This window comes from Leisingera daeponensis (genome assembly GCF_019801465.1).
Classification (GTDB): Bacteria; Pseudomonadota; Alphaproteobacteria; order Rhodobacterales; family Rhodobacteraceae; genus Leisingera; species Leisingera daeponensis_A.
Map to the genome: position 1 here is coordinate 23709 of NZ_JAHVJA010000012.1, position 20912 is coordinate 44620.

A 20912-nucleotide genomic window follows, 5' to 3' on the forward strand; every position below is an offset into this window, starting at 1 on the left:
CAACCTAATGAGCGCAAAAATGCGCCGCGGTTATGAGGCAGAGCAATGAATAAAACCATGACAAAGGGCGCGGCAGCGCTCCCTTTAAACACGATTATTGGCGGGGACTGCGTCGAAGCGATGAACAGTCTGCCGGCCAATTCGGTCGATCTGATCTTCGCGGATCCGCCGTATAACCTGCAGCTGAAAGGCCAGTTGCACCGCCCGGACAACTCCAAGGTCGATGCCGTGGATGACCACTGGGATCAATTTTCCAGCTTTCAGGCATATGACAACTTCACCCGCGATTGGCTTAAGGCGGCGCGCCGGGTGCTGAAGCCGAACGGTTCGATTTGGGTTATTGGGTCCTACCACAACATCTTCCGCGTCGGCTCTGTGCTGCAGGACGAAGGCTATTGGGTGCTGAACGACGTCATCTGGCGCAAGTCGAACCCGATGCCGAACTTCCGCGGAAAGCGCTTTACCAATGCTCATGAGACGATGATCTGGGCGTCGAAGTCCGAAGGCGCGAAATACACCTTCAACTACGAGGCGCTGAAGGCGCTGAACGAAGGCATTCAGATGCGCAGCGACTGGGTGCTGCCGATCTGCACCGGCCATGAGCGCCTGAAGGACGAAAACGGTGACAAGGCGCATCCGACGCAAAAACCGGAATCGCTGCTGCACCGGATCCTGGTTGGTGCGACCAACCCGGGCGATGTGGTGCTGGATCCGTTCTTTGGCACCGGGACCACCGGTGCGGTGGCCAAGATGCTGGGGCGCGAGTATATCGGCATCGAGCGCGAGGAGGCCTACCGCAAGGTGGCGGAAAAGCGGATCAAGGCGGTGCGCAAGTTCGACCGCGAGGCGCTGGAGGTTTCCGCCAGCAAGCGCGCGGCGCCGCGGGTGCCGTTCGGCCAGCTGGTCGAGCGCGGCATGCTGCGCCCGGGCGAGGAGCTCTATTCGATGAACCGCCGCCACAAAGCCAAGGTCCGGGCTGACGGCACCCTGATCGGCGACAACATCAAGGGATCTATCCATCAGGTGGGCGCGCATCTTGAAAACGCGCCGTCCTGCAACGGCTGGACCTACTGGTGCTTCAAGCGTGATGGCAAGACGGTGCCGATCGACGTGCTGCGCCAGCAGATCCGGGCCGAGATGCAGAACTAGGGCCCGTAGGTCCTTCAGGTCTCGATAGGCTATTGCAGGCGCCTGCGCACCTAGCGCAGGCGCACACCTCGCCCCGCCTGGATCAGGCGGGGTTTTTTGCTTTTGGCGCTTGATGCGCTATTCCCTGTTCGAAGTCCGGCATTTATCTGAAGCCCTGAACCAGCCGGCGGGATAAGGGGACACCATGACCGATACCGCGTATGTATCCGCGCCCCGGGGCTCCCAGGCGGCCGCAGGCGAAACCCCGCAGGGGTCCGCCGCGGAAAACAGGTATGCCGAAGCCGCACTGGATGCGCACAAGCGGCGAGGGCTGCAGCTGGCGGTGCGCGCCCGCTGGATTGCGCTGCCAATTATCGCAGTGTTCATTGTTTTCCTGAACCCCAATTGGAGCGTTCTGTACTATCACGGGCTTCTGGCGCTCTTGTGCCTCAACGGCTGGTTCATCAGCCGGGTGGGGAAAGTCGGCCGGTCGCGCCTGGAGCTGTTCCTGATTTTCCTCGACCTTGCGATCATGACGTTCGGGCTGGTCGTGCCCAATCCGTTTGACAGCCGCGGGATACCCGCGTCCATGCTCTACCGGTTCGACAATTTTCAGTACTTCTTCATCATCCTGGCAGCCGGCACGATGGCCTATTCCTGGCGCACGGTGATTGCCATCGGCACCTGGACCGCGGTGATGTGGCTTGGTGCGCTGGGGCTGGTTTGGTGGTTCTCCAGCCCTGTACCCGGGCTCAGCGAAGCAGCCGCGGCTGCCTTTGGCTATGAACCGGAACTTGCACAGTTTTTTGACCCGAACAGTTTTGTGGTGCAGCTGCGCATCCAGGAAGCCGTGATCTTTGTTCTGGTTGCTGTGACGCTGGGGTTTTCGGTGCGCCGCTTCAACGGGCTGCTTCGGAGCAATGCCGGCCTGGAACGGGAACGGGCAAACCTGTCGCGCTATTTTTCCCCTAATGTGGTGGAGCAGCTGTCGCAGAACGATGAGCCGCTGAAGCAGGTACGCAGTGAAAACGTGGCGGTGCTGTTCATCGACATCATCGGTTTCACCCGGCTGTCGGCGGGGATGGATCCGCACGCGGTGATCGGGCTGCTGCGGGAATTCCACGGCCGGATGGAGAGGGAGGTGTTCCACCACCATGGCACGCTGGACAAGTATCTGGGGGACGGGCTGATGGCGACCTTCGGCACGCCGGTCGCCGGTCGGCAGGATGCGACCAACGCGCTGGCCTGTGCCCAGGCGATGCGCGGCTCGCTGGCGAAATGGAACCGCGAGCGTGCAAAGCAGGGCAAGGAAGAAATCCGCGCCGGGATTGGTATCCACTACGGTGAGGCGCTGCTGGGAGATATCGGTGCCAACAGGCTGGAATATGCGGTGCTGGGAACGACGGTGAATGTTGCCGCCCGTTTGGAAAATCTGACCAGAAAGCTGCAAGCCAGGATAGTGATCAGTGAAACGCTGGCAGAGCGGGTGACCGCGGAACAGGCGCGGGGGGATTTGCTGGAGGGGGCCGCCCTGCACCGGGATCAGGAGGTGCGCGGGCTGGACCAGCCGATGACAGTGCTGGCGTGGGGCTGACCCTTTAGCGCGGCATCGGATTCTGTGCCTTGTTGTATGGGTGCCAGTCGGTGATTTCCGGATAATACCTCTGCCGCCAGCGCCGCACCCGCGGGTTCATCACCCGGCTCCACAGCGGCGGGATCATCGCCGCGATAGTCATCACCGGGTAGCCATAGGGCAGCTGCGGCGCGTCAGCCTCGGTATAATTCTGCAACAGCGGGAAGCGGCGGTTCGGTTTGTAATGGTGGTCCGAGTGGCGCTGCAGGTTGATCAGCAGCCAGTTCGAGGCCTTGTGCGCGGCGTTCCAGGAATGGCGGGGCCGGACCGGCTCGTATTTCCCGTCGCCCAGATGTTTGCGGGTCAGCCCGTAGTGCTCCACATAGTTGACCACCTCCAGTTGCCAGATTGCGGTGCCTGCCTGCACAAGGAACAAGAGGACGCCGGTCAGACCGCCCAGCATCAGCGCCAGCAGCAGCATTGCCGCCTGCAGCGCCCAGTAACGGAAGAACGGGTTGGAGCGGTCAGTCCAGGGGCGGTTCTTCTTGGCAAGCTTGTCCTTCTCTGCCTGGAAGGCGGAGTGCCAGCACTGCCGCAACACCCGCGGATAGAAGCGGTGGAAACCTTCGTTGTAGCGAGCGGTTACAGGATCGCGCGGGGTGCCGACATAGCGGTGATGCACCAGCAGGTGCTCGGACCGGAAGTGTGAATAAAGCACCATCGCCAGCAGGATATCCCCCAGCCATCGCTCGATCCGGCTGGGCTGATGCATCAGCTCGTGGCTGTAGTTGATGCCGACAGCGCCGGTCACAACGCCGACGCCGAAAAAGGCGGCGAACTTTTCGAAGCCATTCAGGTGCTCCGCGCCGCTGACGTACCAGATCAGCCCGAACAGCATGATGAACTGCAGCGGCACCCAGGCCGCAGTCAGCGCTTTGTACCATCTGAGGTCGCTGTCCGGCGTCTCTGGGTCGGCGTTCTCAAGATTCAGCCCGAACATCCCGTCCAGCACCGCAAACAGATGCCAGGTCACCAGCGGCGGCAGCAGCAGAGCCCATCCGCCTTGCAGCGCGGCGGCAACGACCAGCGGCAGCAGCAGAAAGGACATCCAGAACGGCAGGGCGCTTTGCCAGCGGGCAAGGGTTCCGGGGGCAATCATGCCAGTGTCTCCCAATCAATCAGCGCGCGTTTGCGGAAACCCTATGCGTCCGGAAATGAAAACCCAAGAGGGGCGTAGGGTCATCTACCGGCCTTTGTACAGATCGAAGGCTTTGCGCATCACCGTTGGCAGGCTGGCGGGGCTGAAATCGCGGTGCGTGACCAGTTCCTGATCTGCTTTCTGACTGAAACCGTTGGGAAGCTGGGCGGTCATGACCCGCAGAATCAGGTGGAAATGGGTAAAAGTATGCCGGACCTCGCCGTCCAGCTCCCGCCAGTCTGCTTCAAACGGCGGGGCTGGGACCGGGGCGCCGTTCCACTCCGAACCGGGCCAGCCCAGCATGCCGCCCAGCAGTCCCTTGTCAGGGCGCCGTTCCAGCAGCCACGTTCCGTTTGCCGCTTCCGCCAAGTAGACGATGCCATGCCGGATTGGTTTAGGCTTCTTGGGAGCCTTCTTGGGCAGTTCTGCGGCTGTGCCTGCTGCCCTCGCCGCACACGGGTCACGCCAGGGGCAGATACCGCAGGCCGGGCGGCGCGGGGTGCAGATGGTGGCCCCAAGATCCATAACCGCCTGTGCGTAGTCGCCAGGCCGCAGTGCCGGGGTCAGCTCCGCCGCGCGCTCCTTGAGGACAGGTTTAACGTCAGGCAGGGGGGCGTGGATGTCATGCAGGCGGGCCATCACCCGTTCAACATTGCCGTCCAGCACGGTTTCAGGACGGTCAAAGGCGATCGAGGCGATGGCGGCGGCGGTGTAGGGGCCGATGCCCGGCAGGTTGAGCAACCTCTCATAGCTGTCCGGGAAGTTTCCTCCGTGATCCGCTGCTATTGTGCGCGCGCATTTCAGCAGGTTGCGCGCCCGCGCGTAATAGCCGAGGCCTGCCCATTCGTTCATCACATCGGCGTCTTCCGCTGCCGCCAGATCTAGAACCGTTGGCCAGCGGCTGATGAAGCGCAGGAAGTAACCGCGGACGGCGGCCACGGTGGTTTGCTGAAGCATCACCTCGCTGAGCCAGACCCTGTAGGGGTCCGGGCGGATGCCCGCAGCGCTGTCTGCCGGTCCCACCCGCCAAGGCATTTCGCGGGCATGAACGTCATACCACGCCAGCAGGTCATTGCTCATCGCTGCGGAATCGATCTTCAAGTCACGCATTCGTTATTCCCTGGCTTGCGGTTTGGCTGGCGCCTGCATTACCGCTCTTTACAATAGGGCAGGCAGTCGAGCAAAACCTAGATCATGGCATTCAGACGCAGCACAACACGCGGGTTCGCACGGACCTCCAAGCTCCTGAACGAGCAGATCCGCAAGGCAGGCGAAAGCCGCGGGTTTGCGGTGTCGCGGCTGCTGACTCATTGGGAAGAAATTGCGGGGCCGGATATCGCCGCCATGGCGCGGCCGGTCAATGTCGGCTACGGGCGCGGCTCATTCGGGGCGACGCTGACGGTGCTGACCACTGGGGCCAATGCGCCGATGCTCGAGATGCAGAAGGAGCGCCTGCGGGAGCGGGTGAATGCGGTCTACGGCTTCAACGCGATTTCCAAGGTGCGGATCACCCAGACTGCACCGACGGGATTTTCCGACGGCCGCGTGGAATTTAAATATGCCCCCAAGGTGCAAGCGCCGCTGCAGCCGGACCCGCAGGATGCGGCAGAGGCCAGCAGGACAGCCGCGGGGGTGGAGAACGACGATTTGCGCGCCGCCCTGGAACGCCTGGGGCGCAATGTGCTGACAAAACAAAAAACGCAAGGAAAGGGGTTCAAATGACCCGTTTGATGTCTGGTGTCTTTGCCGCGGTGGCGGTGGTTGCGGGCGGTTATGCCCTGTCGGGGTTCAACAGCCAAAGCAGCCTGCCCAGCAATCCGCTGGTCGGCGCCGCCTTCGCGCAAGAGGCCGAAGTTGACACCTCCACCATCACCGAGATGACCTTGGGGGCAGAGGATGCGCCGGTCACGCTGATCGAATACGCGTCCTATACCTGCCCGCATTGCGCCAGCTTCCACAATGACACCTTCAAGAAGCTGAAGGCGGATTACATTGACACCGGCAAAGTGAAATTCATCTACCGCGAAGTCTATTTCGACCGTTACGGCCTGTGGGCCTCGATGATTGCGCGCTGCAACGGGCCGGAGAAGTTTTTTGGCATTTCCGATCTGATCTACAAGGGCCAGTCCGAATGGGCGCGGGCCGGCGGTGCGTCGGAAATCATTGACGAGCTGCGCAAGATCGGCCGCCTGGCGGGCATTGAAAATGACCAGCTGGAAGCCTGCCTCCAGGACGGGGAAAAAGCGCAGACACTGGTTGCCTGGTACCAGGAAAACGCCACGGAGCACGGCATCGAATCGACCCCGTCCTTTATCCTGAACGGCGAGAAGATTTCGAACCAGTCCTACGAGGACTTCAAGAAGCTGCTGGATGCCGAACTGGAAGGCTAAGCGCTTGCTGCCAGAAAGCAAAGTCCGGGCAGAGTGTCCGGGCTTTTTCGTTTAAGGTAGTGCGGTCTCCCTGCCGGTCAAGGTGCAGGTGCTGCTGCTCTCAGCATGTCTTTCAGCCTTACGTCCCCGGCAATCTGCAATCGGACAGGCAGGGTGATCACCTTCGAGCGGAAGCTGTCGGGCAGACGGACGGCGTCTTTTTCAGTCGTGACCAGTTGGGCGTTCAAAAGCTGGGAGTCATTCTGAAGCCGGTTCATTAGCGCAGGAGTCAGCGGCTGGTGGTCGTCCAGTGCTTCAGCCCGGACTATTTCCGCACCGAGGCTGCGCAGGGTGGCGAAGAACTTCTGAGGGTGGCCGATGCCGGCAAAGGCCAAAACCCGGGTGTCGTTCCAGGGCATCCCTGTCTGCAGCGGTTCAAGCGCGCCTGTGAAATGCGGCAGACCTTGCAACTGGCCGCCCCAAGTGTCGGCGAACAACTTTTGAGCCGGGTCCGGCCCGAGGGACAATACCGCATCTGCCCGTTTCAGACCGTTTGCAACCGGTTCGCGCAAGGGGCCTGCCGGCAGGCAGCGGCCGTTGCCGAACCCATGCTGCGCGTCCACCACAATCAGCGAGAGGTCCTTGGCGACTGCAGGGTTCTGAAACCCGTCGTCCAGCACAATGACTGTTGCTCCGGCCTTCGCAGCGGCGCGTGCACCTGCAGCGCGGTCCTTGGCGACCCAGACCTCACCGAAGGCGGCCAGCAGCAGGGGTTCGTCTCCGGTCTGCGCGGCCTTGTGGCGGCCGGGCATGACCTGATCCGGCCCCTCCAAAGTGCCGCCATAGCCACGGGTGACCACATGCGGCTCATGGCCCAGGCTGCGCAGGACCTCCAGCAGCCAGATCACTGTCGGGGTCTTGCCTGTGCCGCCGGCATTCAAGTTGCCCACGCAGATGACAGGCACCCCGGCAGGTGCCGGATTGCCCTTGGCCAGCCTCGATGCGGTGGCACGCGCATAAGCCCACCCCAGCGGTGCCAGCAGGCTCGCCCTCAGGTCGAAATCCGCCGGCGGCTTGTGCCAGAAATCAGGAGCCCGCATCACTGTCCTCACGCTGGTCCAGAAGGGTCTGGACCCTTTCCAGAAGAGTATCTGTTGTGGCGGCGCTTTCGGTCACGCTTTGCCAGCCGGCAAGGGCCATTTCGGCAGCCTTGTCCGGTGCGGAAAGTGCAACCACGGTGTCGGCCATACCGCTTTGAGTTTGCACCTGAACCGCGGCGCCGACCTTGGCCAGCCGATCGTAAAGATCGCGGTGTGCATGGATGCCAGGCCCATGCAGCATGGCTGACCCCAGCGCGGCGGCATCCAGCGGGGATTGGCCCTGTGCTGCCGGGTCCAGGCTGCTGGCGATCAAGGCAACGGGAGACAAACGGTACCATAGGCCCAAATCCTCACCGCCGGTCAGCAGGACCTGATTGAAGTCCTCGGGCTCACCGCCGTTTTCCCAATCCGCAAAGGACAGCCCGCTGTCTTGCAGCAGGCGGCGGGCTGCCTCCAGATCCGTGATACTGTCCAGCGCAACCACCAGAAGCAAGCGGTGCAGCAGCCGCAGGGCATTCCGGTGGGCGTCCAGAATACGCGGCAGCTCATCCAGCCTGACATGTGCTGCTAACCACACAGGGCGGCTTCCGAGCGTCTGCTGCATGGTGGCCAGTTCGTCTTCGTTGCAGCCGGGCGGAATGGCGGACACCCGCAGTTTGCCGGCCAGTTCCAGACGTTCCGAGGGGAAACCCAAGCGGATCAGCCGGTCTCGCACCGTTTTGGACGGCGTCAGGATACACGTGAGCCCTTCAAGCATTCTGCGGCGCTGGTCCGGCAGCCAGCGGCTTGCACGGTGGGGCATTTCTGAGTCAAGAAGGTCGGCCAGAAGCACACCGGTTCCCTGCTCGCGCAGATGGCGCAGCATGACCCGCCGGGACGGCGGGCCTGTCCAGATGCAGGCATCCGGCTGCCAGTGCGCCACGAAACTGCGCGCCTCGGTCAAGGTGTCCTCCGCCAGCGGACCAACCGGAATGTCGCAGCCGACAGTGCCGGTCAGCCGCAGCTCCGGCTCCCAGCTGGCCAGCACGGAGAGGTCCGGGCGCAGGCTCTTCAGCCGGCGGCCGATGTCGCAGAGCGCTTGGTAGCGCTCAGGCGTGGTTGCATGCACCCACAGCAGTTCCCCCTGGGGGCGGGGCTGCAGCGTATAGGAGTGGCCGGATTTGATGGTTCGCCGTTGCATCTGGTTCGGTTTGAATTTTACGGCCCAAGGTATCTGCAACATGCGGGTTTGTCTGTGGAAAATTTTGGCGTGGCCCTGGCGCCGCCGCTGGAACCGCTTAGTCCGGGGCGGGCTCAATGTCCAGCTATGCCGGGTCCGGCCGGATCCAGCGTCGCCATCAGTTCCCCGTGAAGGGTGCTGTTTCCGGCGATGACGCCGCTCAGCCGCGGGTTCGGATTGTTGAACCGCAGGGGACTGCCGGAGCGGTCAGTGATCGTGCCGCCCGCCTCGCGCAGCAAAAGATCGCCTGCGGCAATGTCCCATTCCCAGCTGGGGCGCAGGGTCAGCATAGCGCCGAACCGGCCATCCGCCACCTTGGCCAGACGGTAGGCCAGCGAGGGCCGGTAACTGCGGATGAACGCAGGCGGGGTACCGCCCTGCCAGTGGTGCGGCTGCAAGTTGGGTTTGGCAGCCAGGATTTCCGTGCGGGCAAGGTCAGTTGCGGTGGAGACTGCAATAGGGCTGCCGTTGCAGTGAGCCCCCCGCCCAACGGAGGCGGTGTACATCAGATCCCGCTGCGGCAGATAGATCACCGCTGCCGTCACAATGCCCTGTTCGGCTACGGCAATGGAATGCGCCCAAGTGCGGGAGCCTTCGGCAAAGCTGCGGGTGCCGTCGATCGGGTCGATGATGAACACCCGCCCGCGGGAGAGACGCGCAGTACTGTCCTCGGTTTCTTCGGACAGCCAGCCGTAGTCCGGACGCGCCTGCTGCAGCAAGTCTTCCAGCATGGCGTTGACCGCGAGATCAGCCTCGGTCACCGGACCGGCTCCGCCGGGCTTGTCCCATCGCCTGGCGCCGGGTCCCGTGTAGCGGCACGCGATGTCCCCGGCCTGTTCCGCCGCTTTGACAAGCAGGGCAAGGTCAGTTGCCGGCAAGGGTCATTCCTTCGACCAGCAGCGAAGGCACCACAGTGGAAAGGTGCCGGCGCGCATCATTGGCAGGCACGATGCGGCGCAGCATGTCGAGCAGGTTGCCTGCAATGGTGCATTCATTGACCGGATAGGCAATTTCGCCGTTTTCCACCCAGAAACCCGAAGCGCCGCGGGAATAGTCGCCGGTGTTCGGGTTGATGGTGGATCCGATCATAGAGGTGACCAGTAGCCCTGTCCCCATTTGCGCAATCAGATCCGCGCGGCTGGCACCGCCTTGGGTCAGCGCGATATTCCAGGTGGAGGGCGAAGGCACCCCGCCGATACCGCGGGCGGCGTTGCCGGTGCTTTCCAGCCCCAGCTTGCGGGCGGAGGCCAGGTCCAGAGTCCAGCCGGTCAGCATGCCGTTGTCCACTACGGTTCGGCGGCGGGTCGGCAGCCCTTCGCCGTCAAACGGACGCGAGCCGGAGATGCGCGGGCGGTGCGGGTCCTCAATGACCGAGAGGGTTTCCGGGAGCACCTGCCGCCCCAGCGAATCCTTCAGCCAGGAGGAGCCGCGGGCGATTGCGGCGCCATTGGCGGCCGACATCAGGTGCCCGATCAGCGAGGAGGAGATGCGTTCGTCAAACAGCACCGGGAAGCTGCCGGTCTTCGGCTTGCGAGCGCCCAGCCGGGCAACGGCTCGTTCGCCGGCGGTGCGGCCAATATCCCCGGCGCTGCGCAGGTCAGCCTGAAAGGTGCGGGAATCCCCGTCGTGGTCACGCTCCATACCGGTGCCGGTGCCAGCGATCCCGGTGCAGGACAGCGACCGGCCAGTGCGCTGATAGCCACCGGAGAAGCCATTTGTTGCAGCGAGATGAACCGCATGGCGGCCATATCCCGCGGCGGCCGATTGAACCTGGGTGATGCCGTCCACGTCCTGGCAAGCGGCCTCGGCTGCCAGAGCGTCAGCCTGCAGTGCTGCGGGCTCAGGTTCGCCGCTCGGGTCTTCAAGCTCCAGTGCAGCCAGGTTCCAGCCGTTGGCCAGCTGAGACGGGTCGGCCAGACCGGCATAGGGGTCCTCCGGCGCTTCCTTGGCCATGGCAACGGCGCGTTCGGCCATTGCTGCGATGGTTTCCGGACGCATGTCCGACGAGGACACCAGCGCCTGGCGCTTGCCGACAAACACCCGCAGGCCCAGATCCGTGCCTTCCGAGCGCTCCGCATGCTCCAGTTTGCCCTCGCGCACTTCGATGCTGAGGGAACTGCCCTCAGCCGCCATGGCGTCGGCGGCATCCGCGCCGGCCTTGCGGGCGGCATCAATCAGGGCGTGGCAAAGCGCTTCGGGGGACTGGGTCATGGGCACCTTCTGTTCTGCTCTGTTAAAGAGCTATCCAGTGAGGCGGCACGCCGCAAGAGCGGGCAGTAAAAAAGGGGCTGCGCGCGGCAGCCCCTGTGCAGTTCCCGCAAGGGAATTGACGGTTACTTGATGCGCTGGCCGTTGGCGTGAATCTGGCCGTCCTCGGAGATTTCGATCTTCGAGGTCAGCGTGTCCTCGCCTTCGCCTGGCACTGCCAGCATGCCCATCATCATCCGTGCGCCCATGGCGTCGCTGTCGGACATCAGGCCCATGCCGATCAGCTTGTCGATCAGCGTGTTGGCACCGACCAGCTTGAGGTTGGCCACACCAGCCGGAGCGGGCATGCCGTCGAAGCTGGTCAAGTCCTCGTTGTTGAAGGTGAAGTCGCCAGTACCGGTCAGCTCGGCGCCGGCGGCGGAGACCTGCAGCTGCTTGACGGTCAGCGCGTTCAGCTCACCCGGCTGCTCTTCTCCTTTTTCTACGGCTTCCATGGCTTTCGGGTCGAACAGGTCGAACAGTACCTTGCCCTTGCCGGCCAGGTCCAGAATGACGGTTGCCGGGTCATGCGGCAGCTGGCCGGTCGGGTCGACCATGCCCCACAGCATTTCCGGTACCGCAAAGTCCCGCAGAGTAACGCCCAGGGCGAAATCCTGCTCCTCCTCGGATTTTGCCAGCGGCATCATCAGCTTGAACCCGGTCTCGGCCATGCTGAGCGCCAGGGGAAAGGGAATTTCGGAGCCGGAGATGTTCACATTGGTCGCGACTTGCGAAATGTCATAGGTCAGGTGCTGCTTGTCCATTGCCACGGTGAATGCGCCGCCCTGGGAATTGCTTTCCATGGCGAAGCTCTCGCTTCCGTCCATGCCGGAGATGGCGCCGTTGCCACCGGTAAAGGTGAAGGTGCCGTCAAATGCAAAGCCGGCCTCCAGCAAGGCTGCCATATCGGGGCTTTCCAGCCCGTCGGGAACGGTGCCGGTGCCGGTGAAGCTCAGGCCTTGCAGAGCGCCTTTAAAGCTGCCGTTGCCTTCGCCCTCGGGATCATTGAACCCCATGTCATAGGTCAGACTGGAGGCCGTCATAGTTTGATCGTAGCTGCGTGCGCCGGCCACTTTCATGGTGCTCTTGGTGACGACGTCGTTCATGATCACCTGAACCTTCGCCGCTTCGGCCGGCACTGCCTCGCCGTCAGCGGATAATTCATCCAGCGTCAACGACACCTTGGAGGAGGTGTAGTCATAGCTCATGTTCTCGTCGTCGCCGGCCACCTTCATCGGGTTGCCATCGTGGGAATAGATCAGCTTGCCTGCAAAGGTCTCGCCGTCGCCGGAGAATTCAAAGCCCATCGGAAACTCGGCTGGCAGAAGCACGTTGACGGTGCCGTCGCCGTTTTCAATGAATTGGATTTCCGGGAAGCTGATGGTGCCGGTGCCGTCCTCTTCGGGAATCGGCATGGCCATCGACACATCGGAAATGGTCAGGGTGCTGCCCGAAACGGCCTCGGTGCCGGAAACGGTGTAACCGGTGCTGGTCAGATACGCCTTCCAGTCACCCCAGACATCCTGAGCGCTGAGATCGGCCAGGGCGCCCTGCGCGGAAACAACCAAAATTGCCGCTGCGGCCCCGCCGCGCGCAAAAATTACGGACATTAGAGAACCTTTCTCTGAGAGATAATTGAAAACATCGTCGGCCCGGCGGGCGGTGCCGTCAAGGGGGCCTTGGGCTGGACCGTTCCCCGTAACCGCTTTACCACTTGGGTCAGCAGCCAATTGGAGGGACAGCGGATGGATTTCAATGGAAAAACAGTTGCAATTACAGGGGCCAGCCGCGGCATTGGCGCGGATGCAGCCCGGGTGTTTGCCGCTGCCGGGGCCAATCTTGCCTTACTGGCAAGAAGCGGTGAAGCGCTGCGGGACCTGGCGGCGGAGATTGGCGGAAACGTGCTGACCTTTGCCTGCGATGTGGCTGATTTTGCTGCGGTTGAGGCAGCGCTGTCTGAAACCCACCAGACATTCGGCAGCCTGGATGTCCTGATCAATAACGCCGGGGTGATTGAGCCGATTTCCCGGCTGGAACAGGCGCAACCCGAAGACTGGGGCAAGCTGATCGATATAAACGTCAAGGGTGTGTTCAACGGGATGCGGGGCGCATTGCCGCTGATGAAGCCAGCAGGCGGCGGCACCATCATCACCGTCAGCTCCGGCGCCGCGCACCGGCCGCTGGAAGGCTGGAGCGCCTATTGTACTTCCAAGGCGGGTGCGGCGATGCTGACTAGCGCGCTGGACCTGGAAGAGCGCGGCAACGGCATCCGCGCCATGGGCCTTTCGCCGGGCACGGTAGCGACCCAGATGCAGCGGGAAATCAAGGCCAGCGGCATCAATCCCGTGAGCGAGCTGGAGTGGGAAGACCATATTCCAGCCGAATGGCCTGCACGGACCCTGATGTGGATGTGCTCAGCGGATGCAGATGACTTCATCGGCGCGGAGGTTTCATTGCGTGAGGACAGCATCCGCAAACGGGTGGGGCTGGCATGATCGGACTGGAGATCGCGGACAACGGTTTGTGGACTATCACCATTAACCGGCCGGAAAAGGCAAACTCGCTGACAGAGGCGATGCTGACCGAGCTGGCGGAAATTGCCGAACGCGCGCAGGAAGCCCGCGGGCTGATCCTGACCGGTACCGGCAAGGTCTTCAGCGCGGGTGCTGACCTGGATGAAGCGCGGGCCGGTCTGGCCACCTCGCCCGTATGGGAGCGGCTGTCGGCGGCGATGGCAGCGGTTCCTTGCCTCAAGGTAGCCGCGCTTAACGGCACCCTGGCGGGTGGCGCGAATGGCATGGTTCTGGCCTGCGATATCCGCCTTTCGGTGCCGTCGGCCAAATTCTTTTACCCGGTGATGAAGCTCGGCTATCTGCCGCAGCCGTCGGACGCGGGCCGCATGACGGCGCTGATCGGGCCTGCACGCACCAAGATAATTCTGGCGGCGGGGCAGAAGATTACCGCGCAGGAGGCCTATGATTACGGGCTGGTGGATCGCATCGTGGAGCCGGAAGAACTGATGGGTACCGCGCATGAGCTGCTGGCGCATGCATTGGAGGCCAAGCCGGAGATTGCCGCCGGGATTCTGAGGATGTGCCGGTGAAGCGGCTTTCCGGACTTCATTTGCAGGTGGAGAACCCGGAGCGGCTGGCAGGTTTCTATGCGGAAGTGCTCGGAATGGAGGCGCGGGCTGACGGCGAGGTGTGGCGTGCTGGCTATGCCGGCGAAGACGCCGACCTGATTCTGCGGCCTGGCGGGCACCGGGTGCCGCATGCGCGTGATGAGCGCTATTGGAAGCTTGGAATCTGCTTGCCCGACCTGGATACAGCTTGTGAATATTTGCGGCAAAAAGGCGTGGAGGTTTCGGCTCCGCATCAGTTCCGTGATATCGGCTACATGGCGCATCTGCACGACCCCGAGGGTTTTGCGATTGAGCTTCTGCAGCACGATTTTCTTGGCAACCGGCCGGAAGGGGCTGGAGATCCTGCGCTGCCGCTGGGCGGCGGCGCGCATGTCGGGCAAATCACCTTGCGGACCGGGGACATCGCCGCCGAACTTGCGCTTCACGCCGAAATGAAACTGCTTTCGGTGCAGGATGTGGCGGAGTTCGGGTTCGATCTGCATTTCCTGGCATTTACAGGGGAAAACCCGCCGGATCCGGATCCGCGGTCAGTGGCAAACCGGGAATGGCTGTGGCAGCGCCCCTATACCACGCTGGAATTTCAGCACATTGCCGGGGCGCAGTTGCGCGACAGCCCGGCCTTCTTGGGGCTGGAAATCACTTAACGCTTGCGCCGCTTGCCCGGCACGCGCGACCGGAATGCAGGCGGGCGCTTCTGGACCCAGGCGATGAATTTCGCCAGCCGGGGGTGGGTTCGCAGCGTCTCCGGGGTGCTGTAGTCGCGGGCCAGTTCCGCCTCAGTCAGCGTGGCATGGATCTCTCGGTGGCAGATGTCGTGCAGCAGAGCCGCCGGGCCGCCCTTGCCTCCTTTCAGTTTTGGGATCAGATGGTGCAGGCTTTGCGCGACACCCTTTGGGATTGGGCGGCCGCAAAGCGGGCAAACCGGATCAGACATGCACAGGCCTCGGCTGGTTGCGTGCGGATACTAGACACGCCGGCGGCAAGGGCTGGCAAGGGGATGGTATGACAGAAGCATGGGACGCAGTGGTGATCGGGGCGGGACCGGCCGGTTTGATGGCCGCCGAGGAACTGGGCCGTGCCGGGTACCGGGTGCTGGTGGCCGAGGCCAAGCCATCTGTTGCGCGCAAATTCCTGATGGCGGGCAAGTCGGGCCTGAACCTGACCAAAGATGAGCCGTTTGCACAGCTGATCACCCGGTATGGGGATGCTGCGGACTGGCTGGCGCCGATGATCCGGGCCTTTGACGCGCAGGCAGTGCAGGCCTGGGCGCAAGGTCTGGGAAGCGAGTTGTTCACGGGCTCAACCGGCCGGGTATTTCCCAAAGTGATGAAAGCGTCGCCGCTTCTGCGGGCCTGGCTGGAGCGCCTGGATGGGTATGGCGTTCAAGTCCGTACCCGCTGGCGCTGGGCCGGCTGGGATGCTGGGGCCGTTGCGCTGGAAACACCCGGCGGGCCGGTGCGGATTGAGGCGGGGGCTATTGTTCTTGCGCTAGGCGGTGCAAGCTGGGCGCGGTTGGGAGCGGACGGTGCCTGGGTCCCGTTCCTGGAGGAACAGGCCGTTGAGGTCGCTAACTTCAAACCTGCCAATGCCGGTTTGCTGGTGGATTGGTCCAAGCACATGTCTCAGCAATTCGGCCAGCCTCTAAAAGGTATAGCCCTGCGGGCCGGCGGTCTGAGCTCGCGCGGGGAGGCTGTGATTTCGCAGCGCGGCCTAGAGGGCGGCGGGGTCTATTCCATCTGTGCAGCAGTGCGGGAGGGGGCTGCACTGCATGTGGATCTGCTGCCGGATCTGAAGGAGGCGGAGGTCGCCCGCCGCCTGTCGCGCCCGCGCGGCAAGGCAAGTTTTTCCAACCATCTGCGCAAGTCCTTGAAACTGGCACCGGCTGCGGCGGCTCTGCTGCAGGAGTTCGGGCGGCCACTGCCTCAGGAGCCCCTGGCCCTGGCCGGTCTGCTGAAAGCGCTGCCAGTGGCGCACGCAGGCCTGCGCCCAATGGATGAGGCAATTTCCACCGCTGGCGGTGTCTGCCGGGAGGCACTGGATGGCGGACTGATGCTGAAGCAAATCCCCGGGGTATTCTGCGCCGGGGAAATGCTGGATTGGGAGGCCCCGACCGGCGGCTATCTGCTGACCGCTTGCTTGGCGACCGGGCGCTGGGCGGGCACCGCGGCTGCGGACTACCTGGCCAGTTCGGCGACCCGCTGAAACGCCTCGCGGCCCCGCATCCGCTTGCCGTAATCCTGCATTTTTTCGCCCTCGACCGGGAATTTGGCGCTGCGGGCCCAGTTCAGGCAATGGGTGCAGATGATGTCCGCGATCGTGAAGTCCTCCCCCATCAGGAAAGGACCGGACATTTTGCTCTCGAGGCGCGCAAGGTTGTGGCCGAATTCCCATTTCAGGCTGCCTTTCACTTCCGGCACCCGCTGCTCCTCGGGCAGGATGAAGCTGTGCCGCGCCGCGGCCCACAGGACAGCGTCGATCTCGTCCAGCAGCAGATGGGTGATCGCGTCCTGCTTGGCGCGCGCGATCGTGCCGGCAGGAGCGGTCAGCGCGCGGTGCTTGTCGGCCAGATAGGTGATAATGGCGGTCGAGTCGGTGATGGTTTCACCCTCTGCCTGCAAGACCGGAACTTTGCCCGAGACATTCAGCGCCTGAACTTCCGGACTGCGGGGGCCGTGCTGGTGGAGCTCGTAAGGTTCTCCAAGCTCTTCAAGCGCCCAGAGCACCCGGAAGGTGCGGGTCAGCGGGATGCCGGTGACGGTATACATCGTCTCTCTCCTGTTGTGCCCTACTAAAATGGGCAGAGCGGCACAGAGGATCAAGCCGGACGGCGCGTAGCCGGTTCAGCGGGCGCGGCTCAGCATGGCCAGCCGGATCAGGGCGCGCTCCATCAGCGCCAGTGCCGGGGCGGTCTGGCCGGCGGAGCGCAGCGCCAGATCGGTATCCGTGATGATGGTCAGAGCGGTTTCCAGCCGGTTCGCACCCCAGTTCTGCGCCTGGCGCAGCATCCGGTCGCGGCGCTTGCCGTAAAGCGGCGGTCGCAGCTGGCCGATGCCCTGGGCAGGGCCGCCGGGGGCAGAGGCGATGGTGTAAAGCGTGCGGAAATGCCGGGTGGCGCCGATGCACAGCGTTACCGCATTGGTGCCCTGCGCCTGCAGGCGGCGGATCAGCGGGCCGATTTCTGCGCTGCGCCCCTCGGCCACCACATTCAGCACATCATCCAGTGCTGCTTCGGTCGATTGCGGGGCGACCGCACCGATATCCTCCAGAGACAGCGGGCTGCTGTCGCCGTGTTTGTACAGCGCCAGCTTCTCGATCATGCGGGAGAAGTCTCCGGGGCCGATGTCATTGGCAATGTCTGTGAGTGCCGACATGCTGTCGCCGGGCACGTCGCGGATATTTGCCTCGCCCAGAATCCGCTCGATCTCGGCGCGCGAGGGCGGGTCGTCATAGATGCCTGCTGCATAAGCATTGCTGTGACCTTCAAACGCTTTGCGCAGTTTGGAGGACGCTTTGAGCTGGCCGGCCGTGACCACGATCCGGGCGTCTCCCGGCTGCCATTCCTCCAGCGCTGCGATGATGGCAGGAGTGGCGGTGTCATTTGCGCCTTCCACAAAGACCGCCCGGACGCCCGGAAAAAAACCAACCGCCTTGACCGCATCCAGAAGCTGCGCCGGATCCTTGCGCAGGTCGCCGCCAGGCAGGCGGGTCAGGCGCATTTCCTCCTCGGCGCCGGGGCCAAGCAGGGCAGCCAGCACCTGCTGCCGCTTCAGAGACACGCGCATGGCGTCGGCACCATAAATCAGAATGCCGGTCTTGCCCGGGTCAGGCTTGGCGAAATAGCCGTCTGCTTCACGGGGCGAGAGCTTCATTCAGCGGCGGCGGAAAGATCCGCGGTTGCCAGTATCTGGGCCGTGATCTGGTCTGCCAGGATCACCATCAGCCGTTCGTGCGCGTCGCGTTCGCCCGCCAGAGTCTCCACCGTGGATCCGGTGGCGGAATAGCCGGTGAAATTCCGTACGGTGCCGCTGGAGATAATCTTGCCGTCCGACAGCCGGGTCAGCGAAAACCCTGCGGTTCCGATTACCGAATAGCGGGTGATTTCGTTGTCCGCTGTAATCGCCTGACCCTCTTCCTGGGTGCTGAGCGTCAGGCCCAGCTCGTAGGCAGCACTGCTGCCGCGGCCCAGGCGCTGCTCCAGATTCTGCACCAGGAAATATGCATCGGCGCCGGTGGCATCCCTGATTTCCTCCGGAGCCTGAACTTCTATTTTCCCATGCAGCTCGGATCCGGTGCCGCCAGGGCCGTAGACCGGCGTGAAGCCGCAGGCCGTTGCCATTAGTGGCAGGGCCAGCAGCAGGGTGCGGAGGTTAAGCAACGACATTCACAATCCGGCCCGGAACCACGATCACCTTTTTCGGAGCGCCGCCATTCAGCGCCTTCTGCACAGCTTCGTGCGCCAGGGCGAGTTTTTCAACCTCCGCCTTGTCCAGATCCTTGGCGACCTCAATCTCGCCGCGGCGCTTGCCGTTGATCTGGATCGGAAGGGTGACGGTGTCCTCGACCAGCATCGTTTCGTCGGCAACCGGCCAGGGTGCGGTGGCGCACAGGCCCTCGCCGCCCTGATGGTTCCAAATATCCTCGGCCAGGTGCGGGGTCATCGGCGACATCAGCTGCGCCAGCGTCATGATCGCCTGCTTCTGCACCTTGGCGCTGGCCTTGGATTTGGCGAGTGTGTTGGTGAAGGCGTAGAGTTTGGCAATCGCCGCGTTGAAGCCGAAGGAATCAACACCCAGCGTCACGTCGCGGATCGCCTTGTGCATTTCGCGCAGCAGATCTTCGTCGCCTTCGCCGGCTGAATCCGGATCCATGGCGCCGATGCGGTCGCACAGGTTCCAGACCCGGTTCAGGTGTTTGTAAGCGGCCTCGGCGCCGGCCGCGGTCCATTCAACGTCCCGTTCAGGCGGCGAATCGGACAGCACGAACCAGCGCGCGGTGTCCGCCCCGAAGGACGAGATGATGTGCAGCGGGTCCACCACGTTGTTCTTGGACTTGGACATCTTGGCGGAGGGGATGATCTCCACCTCGGTGCCGTCCTTCAGGAAACCCTTGCCATCGCGCAGTTCCACTTCCTCGGGGTAGTGGTAAACCGGGCGGTGATTGTCGCCGGTGGTCTTGTAGATCGCGTGGGTCACCATGCCCTGGGTGAACAGTGCATCAAACGGCTCGATGGATTTCTCCGGCAGGTGTCCGCATATCTGCATCGCGCGGGCAAAGAAGCGCGAATAGAGCAGGTGCAAAATCGCGTGCTCGATGCCGCCGATATATTGGTCGACGTTCATCCAGTATTCAGCCTCGGCCATGTCGGTCGGCGTATCGGCGCGCGGCGCTGTGAAGCGGGCGAAGTACCAGGACGAATCTACAAAGGTGTCCATGGTGTCGGTTTCGCGTTTGGCCGGCTTGCCGCAGGACGGGCAGGCGCAGTCGCGCCAGGTCGGGTGGCGGTCTAGCGGGTTGCCTGGCACCGAGAAGTCGATCGGCTTGCCGCCTTCATCGTAGGGCAGGGCGATCGGCAGGTTTTCTTTCTTCTCCGGCACCACGCCGCAGTCTTCGCAGTGGACCACAGGGATAGGGCAGCCCCAGTAGCGCTGGCGACTCAGGCCCCAGTCGCGCAGGCGGTACTTGGTAACGCCCTGGCCCCAGCCTGCCTTCTCGGCAAAATCGACGGTGGCGTTGATCGCTTCCTCGCCGCTTGCCTCGGTCAGCCCGGCGAAGTGGTCGACCCAGCGGACCTTTTCGGTTTTCGCAGGCACCAAGGCCTCGTTCTCGACCGAAGAGTCGTCTGCCAGTGCAAAGAAAGCGTTGGTGACCGGCAGGTCGTATTTGCGGCAGAAGTCGAGGTCGCGCTGGTCATGCGCCGGGCAGGCAAAGATCGCGCCGGTGCCGTAATCCATCAGGATGAAGTTGGCGATCCAGACCGGCAGCTCCCAGTCGGGGTTCAACGGGTGCTTCACGCGGATGCCGGTGTCATAGCCCAGCTTCTCGGCGGTCTCGATGGCTTCCTCGGTGGTGCCGCCCTTGCGGCATTCGGCGACAAAGGCTGCGACCTCTTCCGATTCAGCTTCCAGCTGCTTGGCAATCGGGTGGTCGGGCGAAATGCCGACAAAGGACGCGCCCATCAGCGTGTCGGGGCGTGTGGTGTAGACCTCGATCGCCTCGCCGCCATCGGTGCGTTCAAAGGCGAACTGCAGGCCGCGCGACTTGCCGATCCAGTTTTCCTGCATCAGGCGGACCTTGGCGGGCCAGTTTTCCAGCGTGTCCAACGCCGACAACAGCTCTTCAGAGAAATCCGAGATCTTGAAGAACCACTGGGTCAGCTCGCGCCGCTCCACCAGTGCGCCGGAGCGCCAGCCGCGGCCGTTCTCGACCTGCTCGTTGGCGAGCACGGTCATGTCGATGGGGTCCCAGTTCACCACTGCGTTCTTGCGGTAGACCAGACCTTTTTCGAGGAAATCCAGGAACAGCGCCTGTTGCTGGCCGTAATATTCCGGATCGCAGGTGGCGAACATGCGGCTCCAGTCCAGCGATAGGCCCAGCGGCTTCATCTGCTCGACCATCGTGTCGATATTCGCGTAGGTCCAGTCCTTGGGATGGCCGCCGCTCGCCATCGCGGCGTTTTCGGCCGGCATGCCGAAGGCGTCAAACCCCATCGGGTGCAGCACGTTGTGGCCGGTGGACAACTTATACCGCGCGATCACGTCGCCCATGGTGTAGTTGCGCACATGGCCCATGTGCAGCTTGCCCGACGGATAAGGGAACATCTCCAGCACATAATACTTGGGCTTGTCGCCGGTGCGCTTGGCCTGAAAAATTCCGGCCTTGTCCCAGGCTTCCTGCCATTTAGCTTCGATTTCCGTGGCGGAGTAACGCGACATCAGA

General features: G+C 63.1%; 20 protein-coding genes. 8 read left to right on the forward strand and 12 right to left on the reverse strand.

Annotation, left to right across the window (positions count from 1 at the left end):
• Window positions 1-45 precede the first annotated feature (45 nt).
• Together KUV26_RS19340 and KUV26_RS19345 are read left to right on the forward strand one after the other, a co-directional pair.
• Window positions 46-1149 carry a site-specific DNA-methyltransferase gene (locus tag KUV26_RS19340; RefSeq protein ID WP_222503779.1) on the forward strand — a complete coding sequence of 368 codons (1104 nt, stop codon included), beginning with the start codon at window positions 46-48 and terminating at the stop codon, window positions 1147-1149.
• Between the two features lie 184 nt (window positions 1150-1333).
• Window positions 1334-2722 (forward strand): adenylate/guanylate cyclase domain-containing protein, encoded by a 1389-nt coding sequence (locus KUV26_RS19345; RefSeq protein ID WP_222509618.1) that lies wholly within the window; start codon window positions 1334-1336, stop codon window positions 2720-2722.
• A 4-nt stretch (window positions 2723-2726) separates the two neighbouring features.
• Here the strand turns inward: KUV26_RS19345 and KUV26_RS19350 are convergent, their stop codons facing one another.
• Both KUV26_RS19350 and mutY read right to left on the reverse strand, forming a co-directional pair.
• On the reverse strand, window positions 2727-3860 hold the full coding sequence (locus tag KUV26_RS19350) for an alkane 1-monooxygenase (RefSeq protein WP_222503781.1): 1134 nt from the start codon (window positions 3858-3860) through the stop codon (window positions 2727-2729).
• 84 nt (window positions 3861-3944) lie between these two features.
• Window positions 3945-5009 (reverse strand): A/G-specific adenine glycosylase, encoded by a 1065-nt coding sequence (mutY, locus tag KUV26_RS19355; RefSeq protein ID WP_222509619.1) that lies wholly within the window; start codon window positions 5007-5009, stop codon window positions 3945-3947.
• A gap of 84 nt (window positions 5010-5093) precedes the next feature.
• Here mutY and KUV26_RS19360 point away from each other — a divergent pair, with 84 nt between their 5' ends.
• Together KUV26_RS19360 and KUV26_RS19365 are read left to right on the forward strand one after the other, a co-directional pair.
• Entirely contained in the window at window positions 5094-5621 is a 528-nt protein-coding gene (locus tag KUV26_RS19360; protein WP_222509620.1) for a DUF721 domain-containing protein, read from the forward strand.
• A complete protein-coding gene (locus KUV26_RS19365) occupies window positions 5618-6289 on the forward strand; it encodes a DsbA family protein (RefSeq protein ID WP_222509621.1) in 672 nt (223 codons plus the stop codon). Before KUV26_RS19360 ends, KUV26_RS19365 begins: the two co-directional genes overlap by 4 nt.
• A 77-nt stretch (window positions 6290-6366) precedes the next feature.
• Here KUV26_RS19365 and lpxK read toward each other — a convergent pair whose 3' ends face one another.
• The 5 genes from lpxK to KUV26_RS19390 form a co-directional block, all read right to left on the reverse strand.
• Entirely contained in the window at window positions 6367-7368 is a 1002-nt protein-coding gene (lpxK, locus tag KUV26_RS19370; RefSeq protein ID WP_222509622.1) for a tetraacyldisaccharide 4'-kinase, read from the reverse strand.
• Window positions 7355-8548, reverse strand: a complete 1194-nt coding sequence (locus KUV26_RS19375) for a 3-deoxy-D-manno-octulosonic acid transferase (RefSeq protein WP_222509623.1) — start codon at window positions 8546-8548, stop codon at window positions 7355-7357. The genes lpxK and KUV26_RS19375 overlap by 14 nt, the downstream gene beginning before the upstream one ends.
• A 113-nt stretch (window positions 8549-8661) precedes the next feature.
• Window positions 8662-9465, reverse strand: a complete 804-nt coding sequence (locus KUV26_RS19380; protein ID WP_222509624.1) for an inositol monophosphatase family protein — start codon at window positions 9463-9465, stop codon at window positions 8662-8664.
• The gene (locus tag KUV26_RS19385) at window positions 9452-10798 is read right to left on the reverse strand and encodes a TldD/PmbA family protein (protein ID WP_222509625.1); all 1347 of its coding nucleotides are present in this window, start codon (window positions 10796-10798) and stop codon (window positions 9452-9454) included. Before KUV26_RS19385 ends, KUV26_RS19380 begins: the two co-directional genes overlap by 14 nt.
• Before the next feature lie 122 nt (window positions 10799-10920).
• Window positions 10921-12444 (reverse strand): DUF2125 domain-containing protein, encoded by a 1524-nt coding sequence (locus tag KUV26_RS19390; protein ID WP_222509626.1) that lies wholly within the window; start codon window positions 12442-12444, stop codon window positions 10921-10923.
• Between the two features lie 135 nt (window positions 12445-12579).
• Between KUV26_RS19390 and KUV26_RS19395 the strand changes: the two genes are divergently transcribed.
• From KUV26_RS19395 to KUV26_RS19405, 3 genes are read left to right on the forward strand one after another with little or no spacing between them, the layout of a single operon-like run.
• Entirely contained in the window at window positions 12580-13329 is a 750-nt protein-coding gene (locus KUV26_RS19395) for an SDR family oxidoreductase (RefSeq protein WP_222503790.1), read from the forward strand.
• Window positions 13326-13937 (forward strand): enoyl-CoA hydratase/isomerase family protein, encoded by a 612-nt coding sequence (locus tag KUV26_RS19400; RefSeq protein WP_222509627.1) that lies wholly within the window; start codon window positions 13326-13328, stop codon window positions 13935-13937. Before KUV26_RS19395 ends, KUV26_RS19400 begins: the two co-directional genes overlap by 4 nt.
• Window positions 13934-14620, forward strand: a complete 687-nt coding sequence (locus tag KUV26_RS19405) for a VOC family protein (RefSeq protein ID WP_315900148.1) — start codon at window positions 13934-13936, stop codon at window positions 14618-14620. Before KUV26_RS19400 ends, KUV26_RS19405 begins: the two co-directional genes overlap by 4 nt.
• Here the strand turns inward: KUV26_RS19405 and KUV26_RS19410 are convergent.
• Window positions 14617-14910 carry an HNH endonuclease gene (locus KUV26_RS19410; RefSeq protein WP_222509629.1) on the reverse strand — a complete coding sequence of 98 codons (294 nt, stop codon included), beginning with the start codon at window positions 14908-14910 and terminating at the stop codon, window positions 14617-14619. The genes KUV26_RS19405 and KUV26_RS19410 overlap by 4 nt on opposite strands.
• Before the next feature lie 68 nt (window positions 14911-14978).
• Here KUV26_RS19410 and KUV26_RS19415 point away from each other — a divergent pair, with 68 nt between their 5' ends.
• Window positions 14979-16178, forward strand: a complete 1200-nt coding sequence (locus KUV26_RS19415; protein WP_222509630.1) for a TIGR03862 family flavoprotein — start codon at window positions 14979-14981, stop codon at window positions 16176-16178.
• Here KUV26_RS19415 and KUV26_RS19420 read toward each other — a convergent pair.
• The 4 genes from KUV26_RS19420 to leuS all read right to left on the reverse strand — a co-directional run bounded on the left by KUV26_RS19420 (window position 16151) and on the right by leuS (window position 20908).
• A complete protein-coding gene (locus tag KUV26_RS19420) occupies window positions 16151-16741 on the reverse strand; it encodes a glutathione S-transferase family protein (RefSeq protein WP_222509631.1) in 591 nt (196 codons plus the stop codon). The genes KUV26_RS19415 and KUV26_RS19420 overlap by 28 nt on opposite strands.
• A gap of 75 nt (window positions 16742-16816) precedes the next feature.
• Entirely contained in the window at window positions 16817-17845 is a 1029-nt protein-coding gene (holA, locus tag KUV26_RS19425) for a DNA polymerase III subunit delta (RefSeq protein WP_222503796.1), read from the reverse strand.
• Window positions 17842-18357: an LPS assembly lipoprotein LptE gene (gene lptE / locus KUV26_RS19430; protein ID WP_222509632.1), complete on the reverse strand. Its 516-nt coding sequence runs from the start codon at window positions 18355-18357 to the stop codon at window positions 17842-17844. Before lptE ends, holA begins: the two co-directional genes overlap by 4 nt.
• A complete protein-coding gene (leuS, locus tag KUV26_RS19435) occupies window positions 18344-20908 on the reverse strand; it encodes a leucine--tRNA ligase (protein WP_222509633.1) in 2565 nt (854 codons plus the stop codon). The genes lptE and leuS overlap by 14 nt, the downstream gene beginning before the upstream one ends.
• Window positions 20909-20912 lie beyond the last annotated feature (4 nt).

Excerpts from the sequence above, each read along its gene's own strand:
- lpxK (WP_222509622.1), bottom strand. The coding sequence starts at position 7,368 with ATGCGGGCTCCTGATTTCTGGCACAAGCCGCCGGCGGATTTCGACCTG.
- leuS (WP_222509633.1), bottom strand. The coding sequence starts at position 20,908 with ATGTCGCGTTACTCCGCCACGGAAATCGAAGCTAAATGGCAGGAAGCC.
- KUV26_RS19345 (WP_222509618.1), top strand. The coding sequence starts at position 1,334 with ATGACCGATACCGCGTATGTATCCGCGCCCCGGGGCTCCCAGGCGGCC.
- KUV26_RS19395 (WP_222503790.1), top strand. The coding sequence starts at position 12,580 with ATGGATTTCAATGGAAAAACAGTTGCAATTACAGGGGCCAGCCGCGGC.
- KUV26_RS19410 (WP_222509629.1), bottom strand. The coding sequence starts at position 14,910 with ATGTCTGATCCGGTTTGCCCGCTTTGCGGCCGCCCAATCCCAAAGGGT.
- holA (WP_222503796.1), bottom strand. The coding sequence starts at position 17,845 with ATGAAGCTCTCGCCCCGTGAAGCAGACGGCTATTTCGCCAAGCCTGAC.
- KUV26_RS19350 (WP_222503781.1), bottom strand. The coding sequence starts at position 3,860 with ATGATTGCCCCCGGAACCCTTGCCCGCTGGCAAAGCGCCCTGCCGTTC.
- KUV26_RS19415 (WP_222509630.1), top strand. The coding sequence starts at position 14,979 with ATGACAGAAGCATGGGACGCAGTGGTGATCGGGGCGGGACCGGCCGGT.
- KUV26_RS19365 (WP_222509621.1), top strand. The coding sequence starts at position 5,618 with ATGACCCGTTTGATGTCTGGTGTCTTTGCCGCGGTGGCGGTGGTTGCG.
- KUV26_RS19375 (WP_222509623.1), bottom strand. The coding sequence starts at position 8,548 with ATGCAACGGCGAACCATCAAATCCGGCCACTCCTATACGCTGCAGCCC.
- mutY (WP_222509619.1), bottom strand. The coding sequence starts at position 5,009 with ATGCGTGACTTGAAGATCGATTCCGCAGCGATGAGCAATGACCTGCTG.
- KUV26_RS19400 (WP_222509627.1), top strand. The coding sequence starts at position 13,326 with ATGATCGGACTGGAGATCGCGGACAACGGTTTGTGGACTATCACCATT.
- lptE (WP_222509632.1), bottom strand. The coding sequence starts at position 18,357 with ATGTCGTTGCTTAACCTCCGCACCCTGCTGCTGGCCCTGCCACTAATG.
- KUV26_RS19360 (WP_222509620.1), top strand. The coding sequence starts at position 5,094 with ATGGCATTCAGACGCAGCACAACACGCGGGTTCGCACGGACCTCCAAG.
- KUV26_RS19390 (WP_222509626.1), bottom strand. The coding sequence starts at position 12,444 with ATGTCCGTAATTTTTGCGCGCGGCGGGGCCGCAGCGGCAATTTTGGTT.
- KUV26_RS19420 (WP_222509631.1), bottom strand. The coding sequence starts at position 16,741 with ATGTATACCGTCACCGGCATCCCGCTGACCCGCACCTTCCGGGTGCTC.
- KUV26_RS19385 (WP_222509625.1), bottom strand. The coding sequence starts at position 10,798 with ATGACCCAGTCCCCCGAAGCGCTTTGCCACGCCCTGATTGATGCCGCC.
- KUV26_RS19340 (WP_222503779.1), top strand. The coding sequence starts at position 46 with ATGAATAAAACCATGACAAAGGGCGCGGCAGCGCTCCCTTTAAACACG.